General features: G+C 70.6%; 19 protein-coding genes and 3 pseudogenes. 14 read left to right on the forward strand and 8 right to left on the reverse strand.

Translation table 11 applies throughout. From position 1 onward, the window contains the following. The 9 genes and pseudogenes from ACWCPY_RS30660 to ACWCPY_RS30700 form a co-directional block, all read left to right on the forward strand. Nucleotides 1–197 (forward strand): annotated as a pseudogene (locus tag ACWCPY_RS30660) (ketol-acid reductoisomerase); the annotation flags it as partial. A gap of 345 nt (nt 198–542) precedes the next feature. After that, nucleotides 543–1,280, forward strand: coding sequence for a tyrosine-protein phosphatase (locus ACWCPY_RS30665; protein ID WP_451270375.1), 738 nt, complete (start codon nt 543–545; stop codon nt 1,278–1,280). A 64-nt stretch (nt 1,281–1,344) separates the two neighbouring features. Further along, nucleotides 1,345–2,199, forward strand: coding sequence for a HipA family kinase (locus ACWCPY_RS30670; RefSeq protein WP_451270377.1), 855 nt, complete (start codon nt 1,345–1,347; stop codon nt 2,197–2,199). Further along, nucleotides 2,196–2,579 (forward strand): DUF3037 domain-containing protein, encoded by a 384-nt coding sequence (locus ACWCPY_RS30675; RefSeq protein ID WP_451270379.1) that lies wholly within the window; start codon nt 2,196–2,198, stop codon nt 2,577–2,579. Before ACWCPY_RS30670 ends, ACWCPY_RS30675 begins: the two co-directional genes overlap by 4 nt. Before the next feature lie 233 nt (nt 2,580–2,812). Next, entirely contained in the window at nt 2,813–3,574 is a 762-nt protein-coding gene (gene fabG, locus ACWCPY_RS30680; RefSeq protein ID WP_451270381.1) for a 3-oxoacyl-ACP reductase FabG, read from the forward strand. A 20-nt stretch (nt 3,575–3,594) separates the two neighbouring features. Then, nucleotides 3,595–4,350 (forward strand): SDR family oxidoreductase, encoded by a 756-nt coding sequence (locus ACWCPY_RS30685; protein WP_451270383.1) that lies wholly within the window; start codon nt 3,595–3,597, stop codon nt 4,348–4,350. Between the two features lie 117 nt (nt 4,351–4,467). Then, nucleotides 4,468–6,048, forward strand: a complete 1,581-nt coding sequence (locus ACWCPY_RS30690; protein ID WP_451270385.1) for an ABC transporter substrate-binding protein — start codon at nt 4,468–4,470, stop codon at nt 6,046–6,048. Nucleotides 6,049–6,135: 87 nt separating this feature from the next. Then, entirely contained in the window at nt 6,136–6,819 is a 684-nt protein-coding gene (locus ACWCPY_RS30695) for a uracil-DNA glycosylase (RefSeq protein ID WP_451270387.1), read from the forward strand. Between the two features lie 136 nt (nt 6,820–6,955). Beyond that, on the forward strand, nt 6,956–7,441 hold the full coding sequence (locus ACWCPY_RS30700; protein WP_451270389.1) for a hypothetical protein: 486 nt from the start codon (nt 6,956–6,958) through the stop codon (nt 7,439–7,441). 52 nt (nt 7,442–7,493) lie between these two features. Here ACWCPY_RS30700 and ACWCPY_RS30705 read toward each other — a convergent pair whose 3' ends face one another. Together ACWCPY_RS30705 and ACWCPY_RS30710 are read right to left on the reverse strand one after the other, a co-directional pair. Further along, complete coding sequence (locus ACWCPY_RS30705) at nt 7,494–7,946, reverse strand: hypothetical protein (RefSeq protein WP_451270391.1); 453 nt, start codon at nt 7,944–7,946, stop codon at nt 7,494–7,496. A gap of 73 nt (nt 7,947–8,019) precedes the next feature. Next, nucleotides 8,020–8,652, reverse strand: coding sequence for a TetR/AcrR family transcriptional regulator (locus ACWCPY_RS30710; protein ID WP_451270393.1), 633 nt, complete (start codon nt 8,650–8,652; stop codon nt 8,020–8,022). Nucleotides 8,653–8,777: 125 nt separating this feature from the next. Here ACWCPY_RS30710 and ACWCPY_RS30715 point away from each other — a divergent pair, with 125 nt between their 5' ends. The 3 genes from ACWCPY_RS30715 (at nt 8,778) to ACWCPY_RS30725 (ending at nt 11,405) form a co-directional block, all read left to right on the forward strand. Continuing rightward, a complete protein-coding gene (locus tag ACWCPY_RS30715; RefSeq protein ID WP_451270395.1) occupies nt 8,778–9,998 on the forward strand; it encodes an FAD-dependent monooxygenase in 1,221 nt (406 codons plus the stop codon). 13 nt (nt 9,999–10,011) lie between these two features. Further along, a complete protein-coding gene (locus tag ACWCPY_RS30720; RefSeq protein WP_451270397.1) occupies nt 10,012–10,911 on the forward strand; it encodes a Gfo/Idh/MocA family protein in 900 nt (299 codons plus the stop codon). 146 nt (nt 10,912–11,057) lie between these two features. Continuing rightward, nucleotides 11,058–11,405: a hypothetical protein gene (locus ACWCPY_RS30725; RefSeq protein ID WP_451270399.1), complete on the forward strand. Its 348-nt coding sequence runs from the start codon at nt 11,058–11,060 to the stop codon at nt 11,403–11,405. A gap of 33 nt (nt 11,406–11,438) precedes the next feature. On the opposite strand, the gene lnt is transcribed toward ACWCPY_RS30725, so the two are convergent. The 3 genes from lnt to ACWCPY_RS30740 all read right to left on the reverse strand — a co-directional run bounded on the left by lnt (nt 11,439) and on the right by ACWCPY_RS30740 (nt 14,649). Beyond that, nucleotides 11,439–13,061 (reverse strand): apolipoprotein N-acyltransferase, encoded by a 1,623-nt coding sequence (lnt, locus tag ACWCPY_RS30730; protein ID WP_451270401.1) that lies wholly within the window; start codon nt 13,059–13,061, stop codon nt 11,439–11,441. 134 nt (nt 13,062–13,195) lie between these two features. Then, nucleotides 13,196–13,693 carry a nuclear transport factor 2 family protein gene (locus ACWCPY_RS30735; RefSeq protein ID WP_451270403.1) on the reverse strand — a complete coding sequence of 166 codons (498 nt, stop codon included), beginning with the start codon at nt 13,691–13,693 and terminating at the stop codon, nt 13,196–13,198. Between the two features lie 68 nt (nt 13,694–13,761). Beyond that, the gene (locus ACWCPY_RS30740) at nt 13,762–14,649 is read right to left on the reverse strand and encodes a universal stress protein (RefSeq protein WP_451270405.1); all 888 of its coding nucleotides are present in this window, start codon (nt 14,647–14,649) and stop codon (nt 13,762–13,764) included. Between the two features lie 340 nt (nt 14,650–14,989). On the opposite strand from ACWCPY_RS30740, the gene ACWCPY_RS30745 reads away from it, so the two are divergent. Both ACWCPY_RS30745 and ACWCPY_RS30750 read left to right on the forward strand, forming a co-directional pair. Continuing rightward, nucleotides 14,990–15,259 (forward strand): hypothetical protein, encoded by a 270-nt coding sequence (locus ACWCPY_RS30745; protein WP_450312677.1) that lies wholly within the window; start codon nt 14,990–14,992, stop codon nt 15,257–15,259. A 126-nt stretch (nt 15,260–15,385) separates the two neighbouring features. Next, on the forward strand, nt 15,386–15,640 hold the full coding sequence (locus ACWCPY_RS30750) for a LapA family protein (RefSeq protein ID WP_451270407.1): 255 nt from the start codon (nt 15,386–15,388) through the stop codon (nt 15,638–15,640). Between the two features lie 34 nt (nt 15,641–15,674). Here ACWCPY_RS30750 and ACWCPY_RS30755 read toward each other — a convergent pair. The 3 genes and pseudogenes from ACWCPY_RS30755 to ACWCPY_RS30765 form a co-directional block, all read right to left on the reverse strand. Beyond that, a pseudogene (locus ACWCPY_RS30755) lies at nt 15,675–15,806 on the reverse strand (undecaprenyl-diphosphatase); the annotation flags it as partial. Nucleotides 15,807–15,811: 5 nt separating this feature from the next. After that, complete coding sequence (locus tag ACWCPY_RS30760; protein ID WP_451270409.1) at nt 15,812–16,738, reverse strand: hypothetical protein; 927 nt, start codon at nt 16,736–16,738, stop codon at nt 15,812–15,814. A gap of 248 nt (nt 16,739–16,986) precedes the next feature. Then, a pseudogene (locus tag ACWCPY_RS30765) lies at nt 16,987–18,393 on the reverse strand (pentapeptide repeat-containing protein); the annotation flags it as partial. Between the last annotated feature and the right edge of the window lie 35 nt (nt 18,394–18,428).

The following is an 18,428-nucleotide window of genomic DNA, read 5'->3' on the forward strand; positions in this document are numbered from 1 at the left end:
ACGCCACCAAGGCCGAGATGAAGAAGGTCCTCGCGGAGATCCAGGACGGCACCTTCGCCAAGAACTGGATGGCCGAGTACCACAACGGTCTGCCCGAGTACAACGAGTACAAGAAGGCCGACAGCGACCACCTCCTGGAGACCACCGGCCGCGAGCTGCGCAAGCTCATGAGCTGGGTCGACGACGACGACGCGTAGCCGCGAGACGGCCGACGGACGTCCGGCCCCCGGTGCGCGAAGGCGCCCGCGGGGACCGGACGCCGCGCTGTTCGGAAGCCAGGGACTCCGCAGCGCCCGAGACCGAACGGCGGCAAGAACACGACCTGTTGCGGATAGCGTAGGAGGAACTCCGGGTGTTCCCGGAGCATCGTGCGGCGACCGTCGCCGAGTACGACGGGTCCCCCGCCGGGCTGCGCGTGGTCGAGACCGAGTACGACGGCGTCGAGGCGGCCAGGAGCTTCGAGCCGTCCGACCGGTCGGCGGAAGCGACTGCGAATGTGCGGCATCGGCGCGATCGGTGCCCGAGGAACAAGGAGAGTCCCGATGGACCGGCACATCGTGTTCGACGGACTGCACAACTTCCGTGATCTGGGCGGCTACCGTGCGGCCGACGGCAGGACCGTCGCCTGGCAGACGCTGTACCGGGCCGACTCGCTCGGCAAGCTGCGGGGGGCCGACTGGGAGCGGTTCCTGGCGCTCGGCGTGCGGACCGTCATCGACCTGCGCTACCCCTGGGAGATCGAGGCCAAGGGCCGCGTGCCGGAGCCGGAGCGGTTCCACTACGTCAACCTGAGCATCGAGCACCAGCCGTACGACCAGGCGGAGATCGACCCCGATACCGACCCGTGGCGCTACCTCGCGGACCGGTTCGCCGAGGTCACCGAGGACGGGGCCGAGGAGATCCGGCAGGTCCTCGAACAGATCGCCGGGGCCCCGGGGCCCGTCGTCTTCCACTGCACATCGGGCAAGGACCGTACCGGGCTGATCGGGGCGTTCGTCCTCACCCTGCTCGGGGTGGACCGGAGGGACGTCCTCGCGGACTTCGCCCTGACGGAGCTGGCCACGGCGCGCCTGCTCGCGGACTGGCACACCGCCAACCCCGACCGGATCATGAAGTGGCCCGGCTACGGACGCGCCCCCGAGACGATCATGGAGCTGGTCCTGACCGACCTCGAATCCCGCTACGGGTCCGTGCACGGCTATCTCAAGGACCGGGTCGAGCTCACCGACGACACGGTCGACAGGCTGCGGTCCAGACTCCTCACCGGCGAGGACGCCTGACGCGTGCCCGGGCGGCGGACGGATCCGTGGGTCGCGGCGTGCCCGCGCCGGATAGCCTGGGCCAATGCTCACCGAAGTCACAGCGACCCGCTATGTCACGCCCCTGCGGGAGGGCGGATCGCTCCCCGGGATCGTCGAGGCCGATGATCTCGGCACCTATGTCATGAAATTCACCGGCGCCGGGCAGGGGCGCAAGACGCTGGTCGCGGAGGTCATCTGCGGGCAGCTCGGCCGCAGGCTCGGGCTGCGGGTCCCCGACCTCGTGCAGATCCAGCTCGATCCGGTCATCGGGCTCGCCGAGCCGGACCAGGAGGTGCAGGAGCTCCTCAAGGCCAGCGGCGGGCTCAATCTCGGGATGGACTTCCTGCCCGGCTCGATCGGCTTCGACTCGCTCGCCTACCAGGTGGACCCGGAGGAGGCCGGACGGGTCGTCTGGTTCGACGCGCTGATCAACAACGTCGACCGGTCCTGGCGCAATCCGAACATGCTGATCTGGCACGGCGACCTGTGGCTCATCGACCACGGCGCCACCATGATCTGGCACCACAACTGGCCCGGCGCCCAGACGTCCGCCGCCAAGCCGTACAACGCCTCCGACCACGCGCTCGCCCCGTTCGCGCCCGACATCGCGGCGGCCGCCGCCGAGCTCGCCCCGCTGGTCACCGAGGAACTGCTCACCGAGGTCGCGGCGGACGTCCCCGACGAGTGGCTGGTGGACGAGCCGGGCTTCGACACCACCGACGAGCTGCGCCGTGCCTACGTCGCGGCACTGCTGCCGCGTGCCGCGACCATCCATGAGCGGATCACGATGGAGGGCCCCACCGCGCCCAAGCCGTCCCAGGCCCCCGGCTGGCTCACCGAGCACCTCACCCCCTGGCCGCACCCCACCAAGAAGAACGACAAGGACGGCCGGCCGTGAGCGAGCGCGATGTCTTCGAGTACGCGTTGCTGCGCGTGGTCCCGCGGGTGCAGCGGGGCGAGTTCTTCAACGCGGGCGTGGTGGTCTACTGCCGCGCACGCGGCTTCGTGGCCGCCCGCACCCATCTCGACGAGACCAAGCTGAAGGTCCTTGACCCGAGCGCCGACGTGGTCGGCGTACGGGCCGCCCTGCACGCCGTCGAGGGAGTGTGCCGCGGTGGTACGGACGCGGGCCAGGCGGGCGGTGACGACGCCGGCCGCCGCTTCCGCTGGCTGATCGCGCCGCGCTCCACCGTCGTCCAGCCGAGCCCCGTGCACAGCGGCCTCACGGCCGACCCGGCGGCCGAGGTCGAGCGGCTGCTCGAACTGCTGGTGCGCTGATCCCCGGGGCCCGCGGCGCCGCCGGCGACCGTCGTGGGAGCGGCGCCGCGGGGTGTGACATGCGCCCCGGCGGCCGTGGGCCGTTGACACCGGGTGCCAGGGCTTCTAGCGTCTCGTCTGCTGAAGGTACTAAGCGGTCGCTCAGCTATCGGGAAGGTTCCGCGCACCGGGTTCCGTGCCGGGGCCGCCCCGACGTCCGCCGAGCGGCGATCCAAGGGCGAGGAGAACCAAGCATGTCCACCACCGAGCAGCGCGTCGCCGTCGTGACCGGAGCGGCGCGGGGCATTGGCGCCGCCACCGCGGTACGCCTGGCGGCCGAGGGCCGAGCCGTCGCCGTTCTCGACCTCGACGAGGCGGCCTGCAAGGACACCGTCGAGAAGATCACCGCCGCCGGGGGCACCGCGCTCGCGGTCGGCTGCGATGTGTCGGACAGCGCCCAGGTGGAAGCCGCGGTCGCGCGGATCGCCGCCGAGCTCGGCGCCCCGACGATCCTCGTCAACAACGCGGGCGTGCTCCGCGACAACCTGCTCTTCAAGATGAGCGAGTCCGACTGGGACACCGTGATGAACGTACACCTCAAGGGCGCGTTCCTGATGGCCAAGGCCGTCCAGAAGCACATGGTGGACGCCAGGTTCGGCCGGATCGTCTCGCTCTCCTCCTCCTCGGCGCTCGGCAACCGCGGCCAGGCCAACTACTCCGCGGTCAAGGCCGGCCTGCAGGGCTTCACCAAGACCCTCGCCAAGGAACTCGGCAAGTTCGGCATCACCGCCAACGCCGTCGCCCCCGGCTTCATCGTCACCGAGATGACCGCGCAGACCGCCGCCCGGGTCGGCATGGGCTTCGAGGAGTTCCAGGCCGCGGCCGCCACCCAGATCCCGGTGCAGCGCGTCGGCCACCCCGAGGACATCGCCAACGCCATCGCCTTCTTCACGGGCGACGAGGCCGGCTTCGTCTCCGGACAGGTCATGTACGTCGCAGGCGGACCGCTCAACTGACCCGAAGGGCTGGGGACATCATGACTGAGCAGGACAGCGGGAAGGTCGCGCTCGTCACGGGCGCGAGCCGGGGCATCGGCTACGGCATCGCCGAGGCACTGGTGGCTCGCGGGGACCGGGTCTGCATCACCGGGCGCGGCGAGGACGCGCTCAAGGAGGCCGTGGAGCGGCTGGGCTCCGACCGGGTGATCGGCGTGGCGGGCAGGGCCCACGACGAGGCGCACCGGGCGGTGGCCGTGGAGCGCACCATGGAGGCGTTCGGACGGGTCGACTTCCTGGTCAACAACGCCGGTACCAATCCGGTCTTCGGGCCCATGGCGGAACTCGACCTCAACGTCGCCCGCAAGGTCTTCGAGACGAATGTGCTCTCGGCGCTCGGCTTCGCCCAACTGACCTGGAAGGCCTGGCAGAAGGAGAACGGCGGGGCGATCGTCAACATCGCCTCGGTCGCCGCCGTCTCCGCCTCGCCCTTCATCGGCGCGTACGGCATGAGCAAGGCCGCGATGGTCAATCTGACCCTTCAGCTGGCGCACGAGTTCGCGCCGGTCGTCCGGGTCAACGCGATCGCTCCGGCGGTCGTGAAGACGAAGTTCGCCCAGGCGCTGTACGAGGGCCGTGAGGAGGAGGCCGCTGCGGCGTATCCGCTCGGCCGGCTGGGAGTTCCCGAGGACATCGGCGGCGCCGCCGCGTTCCTCACCTCGAACCAGGCGGACTGGATCACCGGGCAGACCCTGGTGGTCGACGGCGGAATCTTCCTGAATGCGGGCGTGGGCTGAGACAGCCTGTGCGGATTTGGTCCCGATTGACTCAAGTGCCCTGTCGGGCCTGCGGATTGACCCGACGGGGCACTGCGGTATGGTCTGCCGACCCATGGCTGATCGAGGAGCGTTCACGTGTTCTACCGGGCCAGTCTGCAGGCCGCTGCAGTCCTTGCTTCCCTTTCTCTGCTGGCAGGCTGCGGACTTCTCTCCGACAGCGGATCGGAAGTCGAGCAGAAGATAGTCGTCGGTACGACCAGCGAACCCTCCAGCCTCGATCCGGCGGCGGCGTGGGACAACTCCTGGGAGCTGATGCGGAATGTCTTCCAGACCCTGGTGAGCTTCCCCACCGGCAGTACGACCCCCGAGCCGGATGCGGCGGAATGGTGCAAGTTCACCGACACCACCAGCACTTCCTACCGGTGCAAGCTCCGCGAGGGCCTGAAATTCTCCAACGGTGACAAGCTCGACGCCGATGCGGTGAAGTACTCGATCGACCGGATCTCGGAGATCAAGTTCAAGGGCGGCCCGGTGGGCATGCTCGGCTCGCTCGACCGCGTCGAGACCAAGGGGGACGACATGGTCGTCTTCCACCTCACCAAGCCGGATGCCACGTTCCCCTTCATTCTCGCCACGCCCGCGATGTCGCTGGTGGCGCCCAGCGCGTATTCCCGGCACAAGATACGCAACGACGGGAAGATCACCGGATCCGGTCCGTATCTCCTTGACTCGTACAAGCCGGGAAACCGGGCCGAACTGGTGAAGAACCCGGACTACAAGGGATTCGCCAACCGCAAGAACGACGCCGTGACCATCCGGTACTTCAAGGAGTCCGCCCCCGTGGTCGCGGCACTGCGGAAGAACCGGATCGACGCGATCTACCGCGGCCTCACCGCCGAGGAGGTCGTCAGCCTGGAGGGGAACCAGGACAAGGACAGCAATCTGCAGATCGTCGAGACGGTCGGCGCGGACATCCGCTTCCTGGTCTTCAACCCCGAGGACCCGGCGGCGGGGAACGTGGCCGTTCGGCGGGCCATCGCCCAGCTCGTGGACCGTGACGCCCTCGTGGCCAAGGTCTACCAGGGCACGGCCGAGCCGCTGTACTCCATGGTCCCCAAGGGCATCGCCGGGCACACCACCAGCTTCTTCGACGCCTATGGGGACCCGGACCGGGGCAAGGCGAAGCAGATCCTTGCCAAGGCGGGCATCACCAAGCCGGTCGAGCTGACGTTCTGGTTCACCACCGACCGGTACGGCTCCTCCACCGCCCCCGAGTTCGACGAGCTGAAGCGGCAGCTGGAGAGTTCCGGGCTGTTCAGGATCACACTGAAGAGCAAGCCCTGGAAGACCTTCCAGGAGGGCTTCACCAAGGGCGAGTACCCCGTCTTCGGCCGCGGCTGGTTCCCGGACTTCCCGGACCCGGACAACTTCATCGCCCCGTTCGTCGGCAAGGAGAGCATCACGGGGATGCCGTACCTGAAGGACGAGATCACCAAGGAGCTGCTGCCGCAGACCCGCAAGGAGAGCGACCGGGGCGCGGTCAGCAAGCAGTTCGAACGGGCCCAGAAGATCCTGGTCGACGACGTGCGGGTGCTGCCCCTGTGGCAGGGCAAGCTGTACGTCGCCTCGGGCGAGGACATCGGCGGCGGCGAGCGCGCCCTGGACCCGCAGACGGTCATGCAGATGTGGGAGCTGTACCGCAAGGCCAGCTGGTAGGCCGGGACGGGGCTGGCAGGGCGCGTTGTCAGTGGGCCCCGGTAGGTTCTCGGGTGAAAAGCTGATTGCTTACCGGAGGTTGTTGAAGTGACCGACACCGACCTGCTGCCCGAGTCCTGGCGCGGCGTCCTCGGCGAAGAGCTGCAGAAGCCGTACTTCAAGGAGCTCACCGAGTTCGTCGAGGAGGAGCGGGCCAAGGGGCCGGTCTATCCCCCGCGCGACCAGGTCTTCGCCGCCCTGGACGCCACGCCCTACGACAAGGTGAAGGTCCTCGTCCTCGGCCAGGACCCGTACCACGGAGAGGGCCAGGGGCACGGGCTGTGCTTCTCCGTGCGGCCGGGCGTGAAGACGCCGCCGTCCCTGCGGAACATCTACAAGGAGATGAAGGAGGAGCTCGGCCTGCCGGTCCCGGACAACGGCTATCTGATGCCGTGGGCCGAGCAGGGCGTCCTCCTGCTCAACGCCGTGCTGACGGTGCGCGCGGGCGAGGCCAACTCGCACAAGGGCAAGGGCTGGGAGAAGTTCACCGACGCCGTGATCCGCGTCGTCGCCTCGCGGCCCGACCCGGCGGTCTTCGTCCTCTGGGGCAATTACGCCCAGAAGAAGCTTCCGCTGATCGACGAGGAGCGCCATGTGGTGGTGAAGGGCGCGCACCCGTCGCCGCTGTCGGCCAAGAAGTTCTTCGGTTCCAGCCCGTTCCGGCAGATCAACGCGGCGGTGGCCGCGCAGGGGCACGAGGCCATCGACTGGCGCATCCCCGACCTGGGCTGACGGGCGGTTTCGCCCCGGCCGGCGGCGGGCTTCCGGCGGCCGGCCGGGGACGCCTGCCCGTGCCTCAGCGGGATTGGCCCCCGCTGCGGCTAGCGTCGAACGCGGAACAGGGGGACGAGCGCGCAGGGAGGCAGCGGTGACGGAGCAGCGGGAGGCGTCGACGGACGCCGTCATGACCAGGATCGGCCAGGCGGTCATGCTGCTGCACGGCGGCGACCGGGAAGAGGCCCGCAATCGTTTCGGCGAGCTCTGGTCGGAGATCGGCGAGCACGGCGACGCCCTGCACCGGTGCACCCTCGCCCACTACATGGCCGACACCCAGGACGATCCGGGTGACGAACTGGCCTGGGACCTGCGGGCGTTGACCGCGGCCAACGGGCTGACCGACGAGCGGGCGACGCAGCACCCCGACGCGCCGGCGGTGCGGGCCTTCTACCCCTCGCTGCATCTCAACCTCGCGGCGGACTACGTGAAGCTCCGCCGCCCCGACGCGGCGCGCTTCCATCTGAGCCGGGCCCGTGCCGCCTCCGGCGTGCTCGCGGACGACGGGTCGGACGACGGGTACGGGGGAGGGGTGCGCGCGGCGATCACGCGGCTGGAGCTACGGCTGCGCGAGCTGTGAGAGTGGCCCGTCCGCGGTGGACGGGCCACTGCTCCTCCGGTCCGTTCCGGGCTCAGCGGCCGTAGGTGTCGTCGCAGATCCGGGACTGCGGGCTGCCCGCGGGCCAGTGCCCGTAGCCCCGCCCCAGCGCGCAGACGCCCGTCCCGGCGGCCGGGGCCGGCGGGGCCGGGGCGGGTGCGGTCACGGCGGGCGGGGCACGGTGCGGGCGGGGCCGCGTGCCCCCCGGGCGCCGCTGCTGCGGGGCGCGGGGCGCTGCGCGGCGGGTGTCCGGCGGCGGCGCGGCGTTCACGGGGCGGGGCTCGGGGGCGGACGGCTCGGGGGCCGGCGCTGCTCCCAGGGAGTCGTGGACGGGAGGCAGTACGGCCTGCGGTGACAGGTCCTGGGCGGGACCGCTGGTCCCGGGCCGGGGCGGAACATCCGCTCGCGGCTGAACGGACACACAGCCGGACAGCGCCGTGACGGCCACGCCGACCAGGAGACTCACGGTGATTCTGGTTCGTTGCACCTGATCACTCTGGGGTGCGTACACGGCTCCGGTGCACCGGGCAGCCGGGATTGGCCCGCACGGGTGACGCCGGTCAGCGCGGCCCCGCCCACTCGGGCCCCAGCATCCCGCGCAGGAGTTCGGCGAAGCCGGCCCGCAGCTCCTCCTCGCTCGGGACGGAGCGGCTGTACGACCCCGCGGCGCACGAGAACATCAGCCCCTCGCACCAGGCCACCAGGGACAGGGCGTGCCGTTCGGGATCGGCCGATCCTGCGGCCGTCATCAGCGCGATCAGCGGCTCGCGGAACTGCCGGCCCGTCGCGTCGAAGAACTCCCGCAGTTCCGGGCGCCGGGTGGCCTCCAGCGCGAGCTCGTAGCGGCAGACGAGCAGCTCGGCGTGGCGGGTGAGATAGCGGTGCAGCGCCAGGGCGAGACCGGCGACCAGCGCCTGCGCCCCGCCGGCGGGATCGCCGTCCGGCGCGGCGCCGGGGACCGGGAGTTCACCGGGGGCGAGCACCCGTGTCTCACGTTCGGCCAGCCGCCGTACCGCCACCTCCAGAAGGGACTGCCGGGTGCGCGCGTAGTTGGACGTCGAGCCCTGGGGGAGCCCGGCGCGCTCGTCCACCGCGCGGTGGGTGAGCCCGCGCATCCCGCGTTCGGCGAGGAGCGCGAGGGCGGTGTCGGCGATGAGATCGGCCCGGGAGGTGCCGGCGGTGCGTGTGGCCATGGGGCCAATCTACCTTCGGAACTACATCCGTAGTACGGTGAAGTTGTCACTACGGATGTAGTGCCGGGCTCCGTGCTTCCGGAGTCCGTGGATTCGTGGATCGTGGATGAAGGAGTCGAGGAGTCATGGACAAACCCCATGCCGTCGTCATCGGCAGCGGAATCGGCGGCCTCACCGCGGCGGTGGCCCTGCACGGCCGCGGCTGGCGGGTCAGCGTTCTCGAGCGCGCGGCCTCCCTGGAACCCGTCGGGGCCGGCATCGCCCTCGCCCCCAACTCCCAGCGAGCCCTGGATGTGATCGGCATGGGCGACGAGATCAGGGACCTCGCCGCCTGGCAGGGCGAGGGCGGCATGCGCGTCCCCGACGGCCGCTGGCTCTCCCGTACGGACAGTGCCGCCGCGGCCGAGCGGTTCGGCGGAAACATCGTCCTGCTGCACCGGGCCACCCTCGTCGAGCGGCTCGTGGCCCGGCTGCCCGGGGGCACCGTCCGGACCGGCACCGCCGCGCGGCTGCTGGACCCGGGGACGGCCGGCGGTGCGCCCGCCGTGGTCGGGACGGCGGCCGGGAGCATCGAGGCCGATGTCGTCGTCGGCGCCGACGGCATCAACTCGGCCGTGCGAAGCGGACTCTTCCCGGACCACCCCGGCCCCTCGTACGCCGGTTTCACCACCTGGCGCATCGTCGTCCCCGACATCGATCGGCCGTTCGCCCCGCACGAGACCTGGGGGCGTGGCGCCCTCTGGGGCACCCAGCCGCTCAAGGACGGCCGGATCTATGCCTACGGGGCCGCGGTCGCCCCCGCCGGGGCCCACGCCGCCGACGACGAGAAGGCGGAACTGCTGCGCAGGTTCGGCAGCTGGCACGACCCGATCCCCTCGGTCATCGCCACCGCCGATCCCGGCCAGGTACTCCGCAACGACGTCCACCAGCTGCTCGAACCCCTGCCGTCCTACCACCGGGGCCGCACCGTACTCGTCGGCGACTCCGCGCACGCGATGGCGCCGAGCCTCGGCCAGGGCGGCAACCAGGCCGTCGAGGACGCGATCGTGCTCGCCCACCATCTGGGGCCGGGCGGTGACCTCGGCGCCGGGCTGGCGGCGTACACCGCCGACCGGCTGCCCCGCGCATCGGCCATCGTCCGCAAGGCCGCCCGTACTTCGCGTCTGATGTGCCTGACCAGCGCTCCCGCCGTCGCGATGCGTGACGCGCTGATGTCCGCCGTCTCGCGCTTCGGGCCCGACCTGGTCCTGCGCACCTTCGACGGGATAGCGGACTGGCAGCCACCGCGGCACACGTATGCTGCCCCTCGCCAGGTGAACACCGCGACGGCGGGCACCGAACAGTGAGAGGGAGGCCCCTGTGAAGGTCGGCTGCATCGGGCTCGGCGACATCGCGCGGAAGGCGTATCTGCCGGTTCTGACCGCCCTGCCAGGGGTCGAGCTGCATCTGCAGACCCGTACGCCCGCCACCCTGGCCGCGGTTGCCGAGGCCCATCGGATTCCGGCCGGGCAGTGTCACACCGACCTCGGATCGCTGATCGCCCAGGGGCTGGACGCCGCGTTCGTCCACGCCCCGACGCCCGTGCATCCACAGATCGTGGCCCGGCTGCTGGAGGCGGGCGTCGCCACCTACGTGGACAAGCCGCTGGCCTATGAACTCGCCGATTCCCAGCGGCTGGTGACCCTCGCCGAGGAGCACGCGACGAGCCTCGCCGTCGGCTTCAACCGCAGGGTCGCACCCGGTTACGCCCAGTGCGCCGAGCACCCGCGCGAACTGATCCTCATGCAGAAGAACCGGGTGGGGATGCCGGAGGATCCCCGCACCATGGTGCTCGACGACTTCATCCATGTCGTCGACACCCTCCGCTTCCTGGCACCGGGGCCGGTCGAGCACACCGTCGTGCAGGCCAGGATCCACGACGGCCTGATGCACCATGTGGTGCTGCAGCTGTCCGGTGACGGATTCACCGCCATCGGCATGATGAACCGGCTCAGCGGCTCGACCGAGGAGCGGCTTGAGGTCTCCGGCCAGGACTCCAAGCGCGAGGTCGTCAACCTCGCCGAGGTGATCGACCACAAGGGACAGCCGAGCGTACGGCGGCGCGGCGACTGGGTGTCGGTGGCCCGTCAGCGCGGCATCGAGCAGGCCGTGCTGTCGTTCCTGGACGCCGTACGCGCCGGAAAGGTGCTGAACGCCGGGGACGCCCTGCGGACGCACGAACTCTGCGAACGCATCCTGCGCGACCTGGACTGCGCGTAAGGACGCTCGCCAGGAGGCGTGTCCTCGGGGCGTGTCCGCCTCGGCGGCCCCGCCGGACCCGGCAGGGCCGCCGAGCCTCCGGATGCGTCCGGCCGCGCGCCGATGCAGGCTGGGGTGATGGACCACCGGCCCGTGGAGGTGACCTCGTGAGACCTCACGACGAGCCCAAGGGCTGGGCAGCGCTCCAGCCGCCGCCGGGTTACTACTCGGCCGACGGGCGGCCGCCCGACGAGATGCAGCGCGTCCTGATCCTCGACTGGGCGGTCAACCAGCGGATCGTCGGCGGCTGGCGAGTGGAATCGCGCTCCGGCACGCAGGTCGTCATGGTCCGGGGAAACCCGTTGAACCATGTGCTGCACGCCCTTCTGACGGTGTTCACCTGTTTCCTCTGGGGCGCCGTATGGCTGGTGCTGGCCGTGACCAACAAGGTCGAGCGGGTCTCGCTCACCGTCGACGCCCAGGGCCATATCGTCTCGGTGAACGGCCCCGGATAGGCCTGGCGCACGCCGACTCGGGAGCCGCACGGCTCATGGCCCGGGGCGGGCGACCGGCTCCGTGGTCGCGGCAGCCCCACCCGACCCCCCGGCGGGCCCGACGCGGTCGCGCTTCGTGACCGACCGGACCGCTTCGGAGGCGCAGAAGAGGGCCAGTACCGCCGCCGCCCCCTGAAGCGGCCAGTCACCCAGCCGCACATAGAGCGTGGTGCCCGTCGCCAGCGGTACGTCGTACACGGCGGCCCCGCTCGTGTCCGTACCGAGCGGAGCACCGACCCGCGTGCCCCGGGGCCCGTACGCCGTACTGACGCCGGTGAGCGTGGCATGGACCATCGGGCGGCCGTTCTCGGCGGCTCGCAGTGCCCCGAGCGAGGCATGCTGCAAGGGCGCCCAGCTGTGCTGGAACGAGGAGGTGGAGGACTGGGCGACCAGGATCTGCGCACCGTCCCGGGTGAGCCGGCGGCTCATGTCGGGGAACGCGGTTTCGAAACAGATCAGCGGCCCGATGCGCAGCCCCTTCCCGCCGTCGGCCCCGGGCAGCGACATCGTCACCTGCCGGGTGCCCCGCAACCGGTCCTCGCCCGCCGCCTGGCCCAGGGACGTGGTCCAGCCGAGCACCGAGCGGGCCGGGATGTACTCGCCGAACGGCACCAGCCGCATCTTGTCGTAGCGGTCCCCGGTCAGCCCGTCCGGACCCACCAGCACCGCCGACTTGTAGATGCCCGTCCGGCCCGACGCATCGGTCTGCCTGGCGTCCATATTGACCAGCACATCCGCGCCCACCCGGCGCGAGAGAGCGGCGATCCGTGCGGTGACGTCCGGGTGCTGCGTGAGATCCACCCCCACACTGCTCTCGCCCCACACCACCAGATCGAGATCGCGGCCCGCCAGCGAGCGGGTCAGCTGCTCACCGCGGGCGAGCCGGCGCTCGGCTCCATGGGGGCCCGTGAACACGCCCGGCTGTACGACGGCGATCCTGGCCACCCCCGACTCCTCGGGCTGCGGCGCCCACCTCGCCATCGCACCCACGGCGAGAGCGCACACCGCGATGCCCATCGCGGCCACCACGCGGGCGGTCGCGCTCACGAAGAGCAGGGCGACAGCGGTATTCACCGCCACCACCATGAAGCTCACCAGCCACACCCCGCCCACGGACGCCACACGGAGCGCGGGAGCCACCTGCCACTGGCTCGCGCCGAGCAGCCCCCAGGGACCGCCGAGCGCCTCCCAGGACCGGGCCAGCTCGATCATCAGCCAGCCGCAGGGCACCACGACGACCGCGGTGACGGCCGCGCGGCCGGAGACCGGCCCGCCCAGTATCCGGAAGACCAGCAGCCCCCACGGAGCCCAGAGCAGACCGAGCAGGGCCGCCAGGATCACGATGAAGACATGGAGGCTCGGCATCAGCCAGTGATGCACCGCGAGCATGTAGCCGGTGCCGCCGAGCCAGCCCTCCAGCGCCGCCCGGCGTCCCGTGCCGGCGGACCGGATGAGAAGCAGCCACGGAACCAAACCGACACCCGCGAGCCACCACAGGGAAGGGGCGGGAAACGCGAGAGCGGGCAGTGCCCCCGCGAGCAGTGCGAGACAGCCGCGCCCCGGGCCCGACCGCAGCGTCCGCTCCCACCGCTCGCTCCGACCGGCCGGAATCCGCATGCCGCGCCTCCTCGTCCTGTCCGATGAGCAGTCTCCCCCCTGGTGCCGGGTTCCGCAGTTCTTCCCCGGTGCGGGGGGAGCGGAAGCACCGGAGGGCCGGGTCGGTCCGGGGCCGGCTCGCGGCCGGTCCGGGATCAACCCGCGGGGAAGAGGTCTCCTGTGCCGCGCCACTTCTCGTGGACGGTCACGGTACGGATCCGCCAGCCGCTGTCCGTGCGCGAGAGCGTGAACGCGTACCGACCCGCGGCGACGAAATTCGGTGCGGTGGCCCGTGCCTCCGCACCGCCCGCACCGGCTGCGCCGCTCTCCAGCCGCATCGGGTTGAGGTAGTCGGCCCGCACCTCGGCGCGGTCGCCCGGGTAGCCGCCCAGGTCCTGGAGGTCGATCCGGCGGTTGACGATCAGATGCTGGCGTACGGGGAAGTGCCGCATCGTCTCCTCCAGCCATCGGGCGACCTCAGGCACCGGCCCCTCGACACCACCGGCGCCGCGGTAGTCGGCACGGCCGTCCGTGGTGAACAGGGCCCGGTAGTCGGTCCATTCGCCGTCGTCCACCGCCGTCGCATAGCCGGTGATCACTGCATCGATGGACAGCCGGTCCATCACGGTCGCGAGATCCACGCGCTGCGTCATCGGGTCAGTGTCTGCCCGCCGGCGTGCAAGGCCAAGAGGCATGCACGCACGGCGGGGCGGCACTGCCGTCAGCAGGGCACGACGGCGACCGGGCCGAGCGCGTGCGTGAGCGTGGTCTGGGCGACGGGGGAGAGCCCGAGTCCGAGGGACTCACCGCCCCGGCGACGCCCGACGACGGTCAGCGCCGCGGTCGCCGACGCCGTGACCAGGGTTTGTGAGGCGGAGCCGGCGACGGGCTCCCTGGCGACCTCGACCTGCGGGTACTTCTCCCGCCAACCGGCGGTGAGTTCCGCCAGGGTCCGTTCGGCCGAGTCCGCCACCGCGTCCCGGTCGAAGACGGGGCCGCCGGAGAGGATCGAGGAGAACATCGTCCAGCCGTGCACGATCCGCAGCCGCGCACCGGGCCGGGAAGCAGCGGTCTCGAAGGCGAACTCCAGAACCCCTTCGCTGCTCTCGTCGGCGGCCACCCCCGCGACGATGTCGGTGGGTGCCTCCGCAGCCCCGGCCGTTTCCTCCGTCTTCGCCGCCTGCGTGTCCTCGTCCGACCGCCTGCTGCGGAGCACGACGACGGGGCAGTCGGCCATCGACGCGACCGCCAGGCTGTTGGAGCCGAGCAGCAGGGACCGGAAACCGCCCAGACCGCGCGAGCCGAGGACCACCAAAGAGGCGTCACGGCTGAGAGAGGTGAGCGCCGCCGACGGGAAGTCCAGCGGCGTCACCTTCGACGTCCGCAACTCCGGAGCGATCTCGGACACCCTGCGCACGGACCGGTCGAGCAGTTCCTCCGCCTCGCGCCGCTGCGTTTCCGGTTCGACGCGCCGGTCGGGCGTCCGGGCGTGCACGATCGTCAGCCTGAGACCCCGTCGTACGGCTTCGTGGGCGGCCCATTCGAGTGCCTCGCGGCTGTGTGACGAGCCGTCGACTGCGGCGATCACGGGACGGTCGGTGCTGGTCATGAGTTCCCTCCAGGTTCCGGCGTTGCATGTTCCAGGCTGGTACGCGCGGTTGTCGCGCGGCAGGGACTTTCGACCCTATCTGCCCGGAAGATCCGGGACCTTCTGCCACTCGCTCCGCGCCGCGAGGCCTGTCCGGTCAGCGGTGGGCGGCCGGCACGCCGCGCGCCTGCACGAGGACGGCGACCGTCGGGACGGCTGTGGCGTGGAGAGCGGCGGTGAAGGCCGCGGCGTAGTGCCCGGCCTCTGGGGTTCCACTTCGGAGCGGGCCCCGGCGTTCCGGCGCGGTCCACGAGGTCTGCTGCCCACTGCGAGTGTCAGTGCCGGGTGCGATCCTGCCCCCATGGACGAGCTGATGCGGCAGCGGCGTGTGTACGGCGCCGACCATGACGATCCCGACCCGGGGCCCCGGCCGGGTCACACCTACCGGGAGTTGGTGGGCGGCCCGCTCGACGGCCTGCTTCTCGACGTGACCGGCTGGACGGACCGGGCGCTGCGCGAGGGGGCGGCGCTGAACACCGAGATCGGGCGGTTCGGCCCGGGTGGCAGGGCGGAGTACGGGCCGCGGGACGGCGACCCCGACCGCTGGGACTGGCGGGGCGACACGCCCTGACCTGCCGGATCGGGGTGCGCCCCGGGGCCCGCGGTCGCGGCCGGTGACCGTCGACGGCCCTGGCCCCGGGGCGCGACGAGCCCGTTTCATCAGGACTAATCCGGTGAATCCCTCGATACTGGACGCATGGCACCAAGGACGTCCGGACCGCATGTCCCACCGACCCTGACCGTCAAGGGCCGGAACGTACGCGTGCGCACCATCGGGGCCGTCGTGCTGGCCGGGCTGGCGATCTGGTTCATCGCCGCGAACACCGAGTCGGTCGCGATCCGGCTGTGGATCCCCGCCGTCACCCTGCCGCTCTGGGCGGTGCTGGCCGTGACCCTGGTCGCCGGAATGGTCCTGGGTGGTTACCTGTTCCGCCGCCGCGGCAGGCGCTGACCCGACGGCCGGCCCGCCGCGCCGACGGCATCGGCTAGCCCGCCGACTCGCCCGCGTGCGGGCTCAGCACACCCGCTGCCACCAGCGCGAACAGCAGCACACCGAGCAGCACGCGGTAGATGACGAACGGCATGAAGCTCTTGGTCGTGATGAACTTCATGAACCAGTCCGTCAGCCGAATGTCTCCAACTCGCTGACCTGCTTCTTAATCCACCCGGGAAGATCCACTGGGAGAGGCTTGGGAGAAGTGGGCTTCCAGTCGGCCCCCAGGGTGGGCACGAAGTGCATCCACCGGGCCTGCAGTGAGTCCATGATGGCACGCTCCATGTTCGGCGTGACGTTGCTGTACGTCCCCTCGACGCCCGCGATCTCGTGGCCCATCCGCGACTCCACCGCGACCCTGCTGTGCCCGTCCTCGTCGATCCACTCCTTGTGTCCGTGCCGCAGTAGGTACAGGCGCTTCCCCGCATACGCCTTGACCGCCGGCCAGCCCGGCAGGGGACGCCAGGAGCCCCCCTTGCCGCCGCCCTTGGCTCTTGGCTTCGTCGCGTCCCGGCCGTCGTCGGCCCACCCGGACCGCAGGGCGACCAAGGCGATCAGGGCGCTCCCGGTCCGATCGGCCCGACCGGCTGTCAGCTCTCCGTGGTGCGCGATGTCCCACTGGACCAGTCGGTCGTGCAACTCCTGGAAGCGCGCGGCCAGACGCCAGACTTCACCGCGGCTGACAAAGGTGATCTCGGGGCGTTCCGTTCCGTGTGCACCCTTGAGTGTCAGCCAGGTTTGCGTTTCGGGGTCAAGTTGCCAGCATCCGTGGAAGTAGCGGTTGCGGAGCCGGAACCCCTCCTCGGCAAGGTTGAGGTCTTGCTCCAAGGAGGTACGGCCGGGAGCGGTGGTGTCGGGGTCAGAGACCTGAGTCAACAGCCCTCTGCACTGTTTGACGAGCTGGCCTCCCGTGGCGGTGGGCGTGCCTGGCTTGGTGTACGCCTTGGCGACGCCGGCGAGATGTACGTAGATCCCGTGCAGGACGTACTCAGTCGCCGCTGCCTTCCGCGCGACAAGCCCCAGCCCAACCGTGATCGCCAGTTCTCGTGCATCCATGCCGTCGACGAGTTCTGGGATGGGCGTATCGAACGTCGGCAGGGCGGGGATGCTACTTCAGTCGTGCTTTCGCGCTGCGGGTCCCGCTCGTTCATTCGTGTGTCCGGGGGCTGAGGCTTGTGGTGTGTGGTGGGACTCGTGGCGGCAGTCCACGGTTACCTGCCCGGGGTGCAGACATTCCGGCCTGAGGGCTGTTCAACAATCAGTGGCAGCGGTGTTCTGTCGGCTCGTAGCCGCGGGGTGCCGGGTCAGCGTTTGACGCGGTTACGGACAGCCAGGACTGCCAGGCCGAGAAGGACAGGCTCGGTCACGCGGGACGCCATCTCGATGTAGGTGCCGGCGGTGGTCAGGTCCTGGCCGGAAGAGCGGAACACCACGGAGTTGAGCGTGACGTTCAGAGCATTCTCGAAGCGCTCGCCGGTGACCCGTTCCCTCGTGGGGTTCTGGGGATCAGCCTTGTCGATCTCGAAGGTGACCTTGCCACCGCCGCGCGGCACAGTGCCGGTCGCTTCCTGCTTCGGGGAGTCCTGAGGGAGCCCGAAACCCATCAGCAGCACGATCGTGACGAGCATCGCGGCAGCGAGCCAGCCCAGAGCCCTGGACGCGCGCAGGCCGTATCCCGATAGCATCCAGTACCCACACAGCAGCCCACGCTCGGCGCGGGTGGTGCCAATACGGTCGTGCCGGCGCATCTCCATCTCGCCGTAGTAGAAATCCGCCGCACCCGGCTCGTTCTTGCCATCCTCGAATGCCTTGCGCAGTGCCCGGTACACCGGCGCTAGCCGCGCTGGCCCGACGTGCCCGGCGCCGGACCCTGCCGTGTTCCAGCCCTGGACTGCTGCTGGCTGGCTCGCGCGCCAGTGGTGTTCTTCGGCGAGGGTGCGGCGCTGGGTGAACCGCACCGGGCGCCAGCGCCGCCAGTGCGTGCGGGGCGGGACTTCATTGAAGGAGCAGATGCCCTCCAGTCGCAACTGGTCCAGATGAACGGTCCTGGTGAACAGGCACTCCGACAGGTCGACGTCGGCGAGGACTAGATGAGCCGCGTCCACCCCACGCAGCGAGGCCATCCGTACCGTGGCGTCGAGCACGCTGGCAAGAGCCTGCTCTTCGACCGGCTGACCGTCGGGGAGCACAAAGGGCTCGGCCTCCGCAGCGATCGTGAGCGGGTATTCGAAGACCGCGTGGGCAAAGTCCGCTGTGGCGTAGCGTAGACGCAACTCGGCCGTTGACGACCAGTGAGTTCGCCGGCACTCCAGGCGGCGCGCGGCGAGCGAGAGGGTCGCAGGACCGCTGAACACCGCCCCGGCGAACGTCACCCGCCCGCCACACACCAACGGTCCGAGGTTGACCGACTGCTCGAAGGCCGCATGGTTGAACTGGGCATCGCCTCGGAAGGTCGCCGACCCGAACCAGGGGTCGCGCTTGAAGGTCGCCTTCGTGAACCATGCGTCGCCCTGGAAGGTCGCCGACCTGAACCAGGCGACGTTCTGGAAGGTTGCCGCGCCGAACGAGGCGTGGCCCTGGAAGGTCACCGACCCGAACCAGGCTCCGCCCTGGAAGGTCGCCGACCCGAACGAGGCTCCGCCCTGGAAGGTTGCCGACTCAAACCCGACCTCGCTCTGGAAGGTCGCCTGCCCAAACCCGGCACCTGTCTGGAAGGTCGCGGAGCCTGCTGCGCGCTCTACCTACC

It is taken from the genome of Streptomyces sp. NPDC002403 (genome assembly GCF_053593015.1).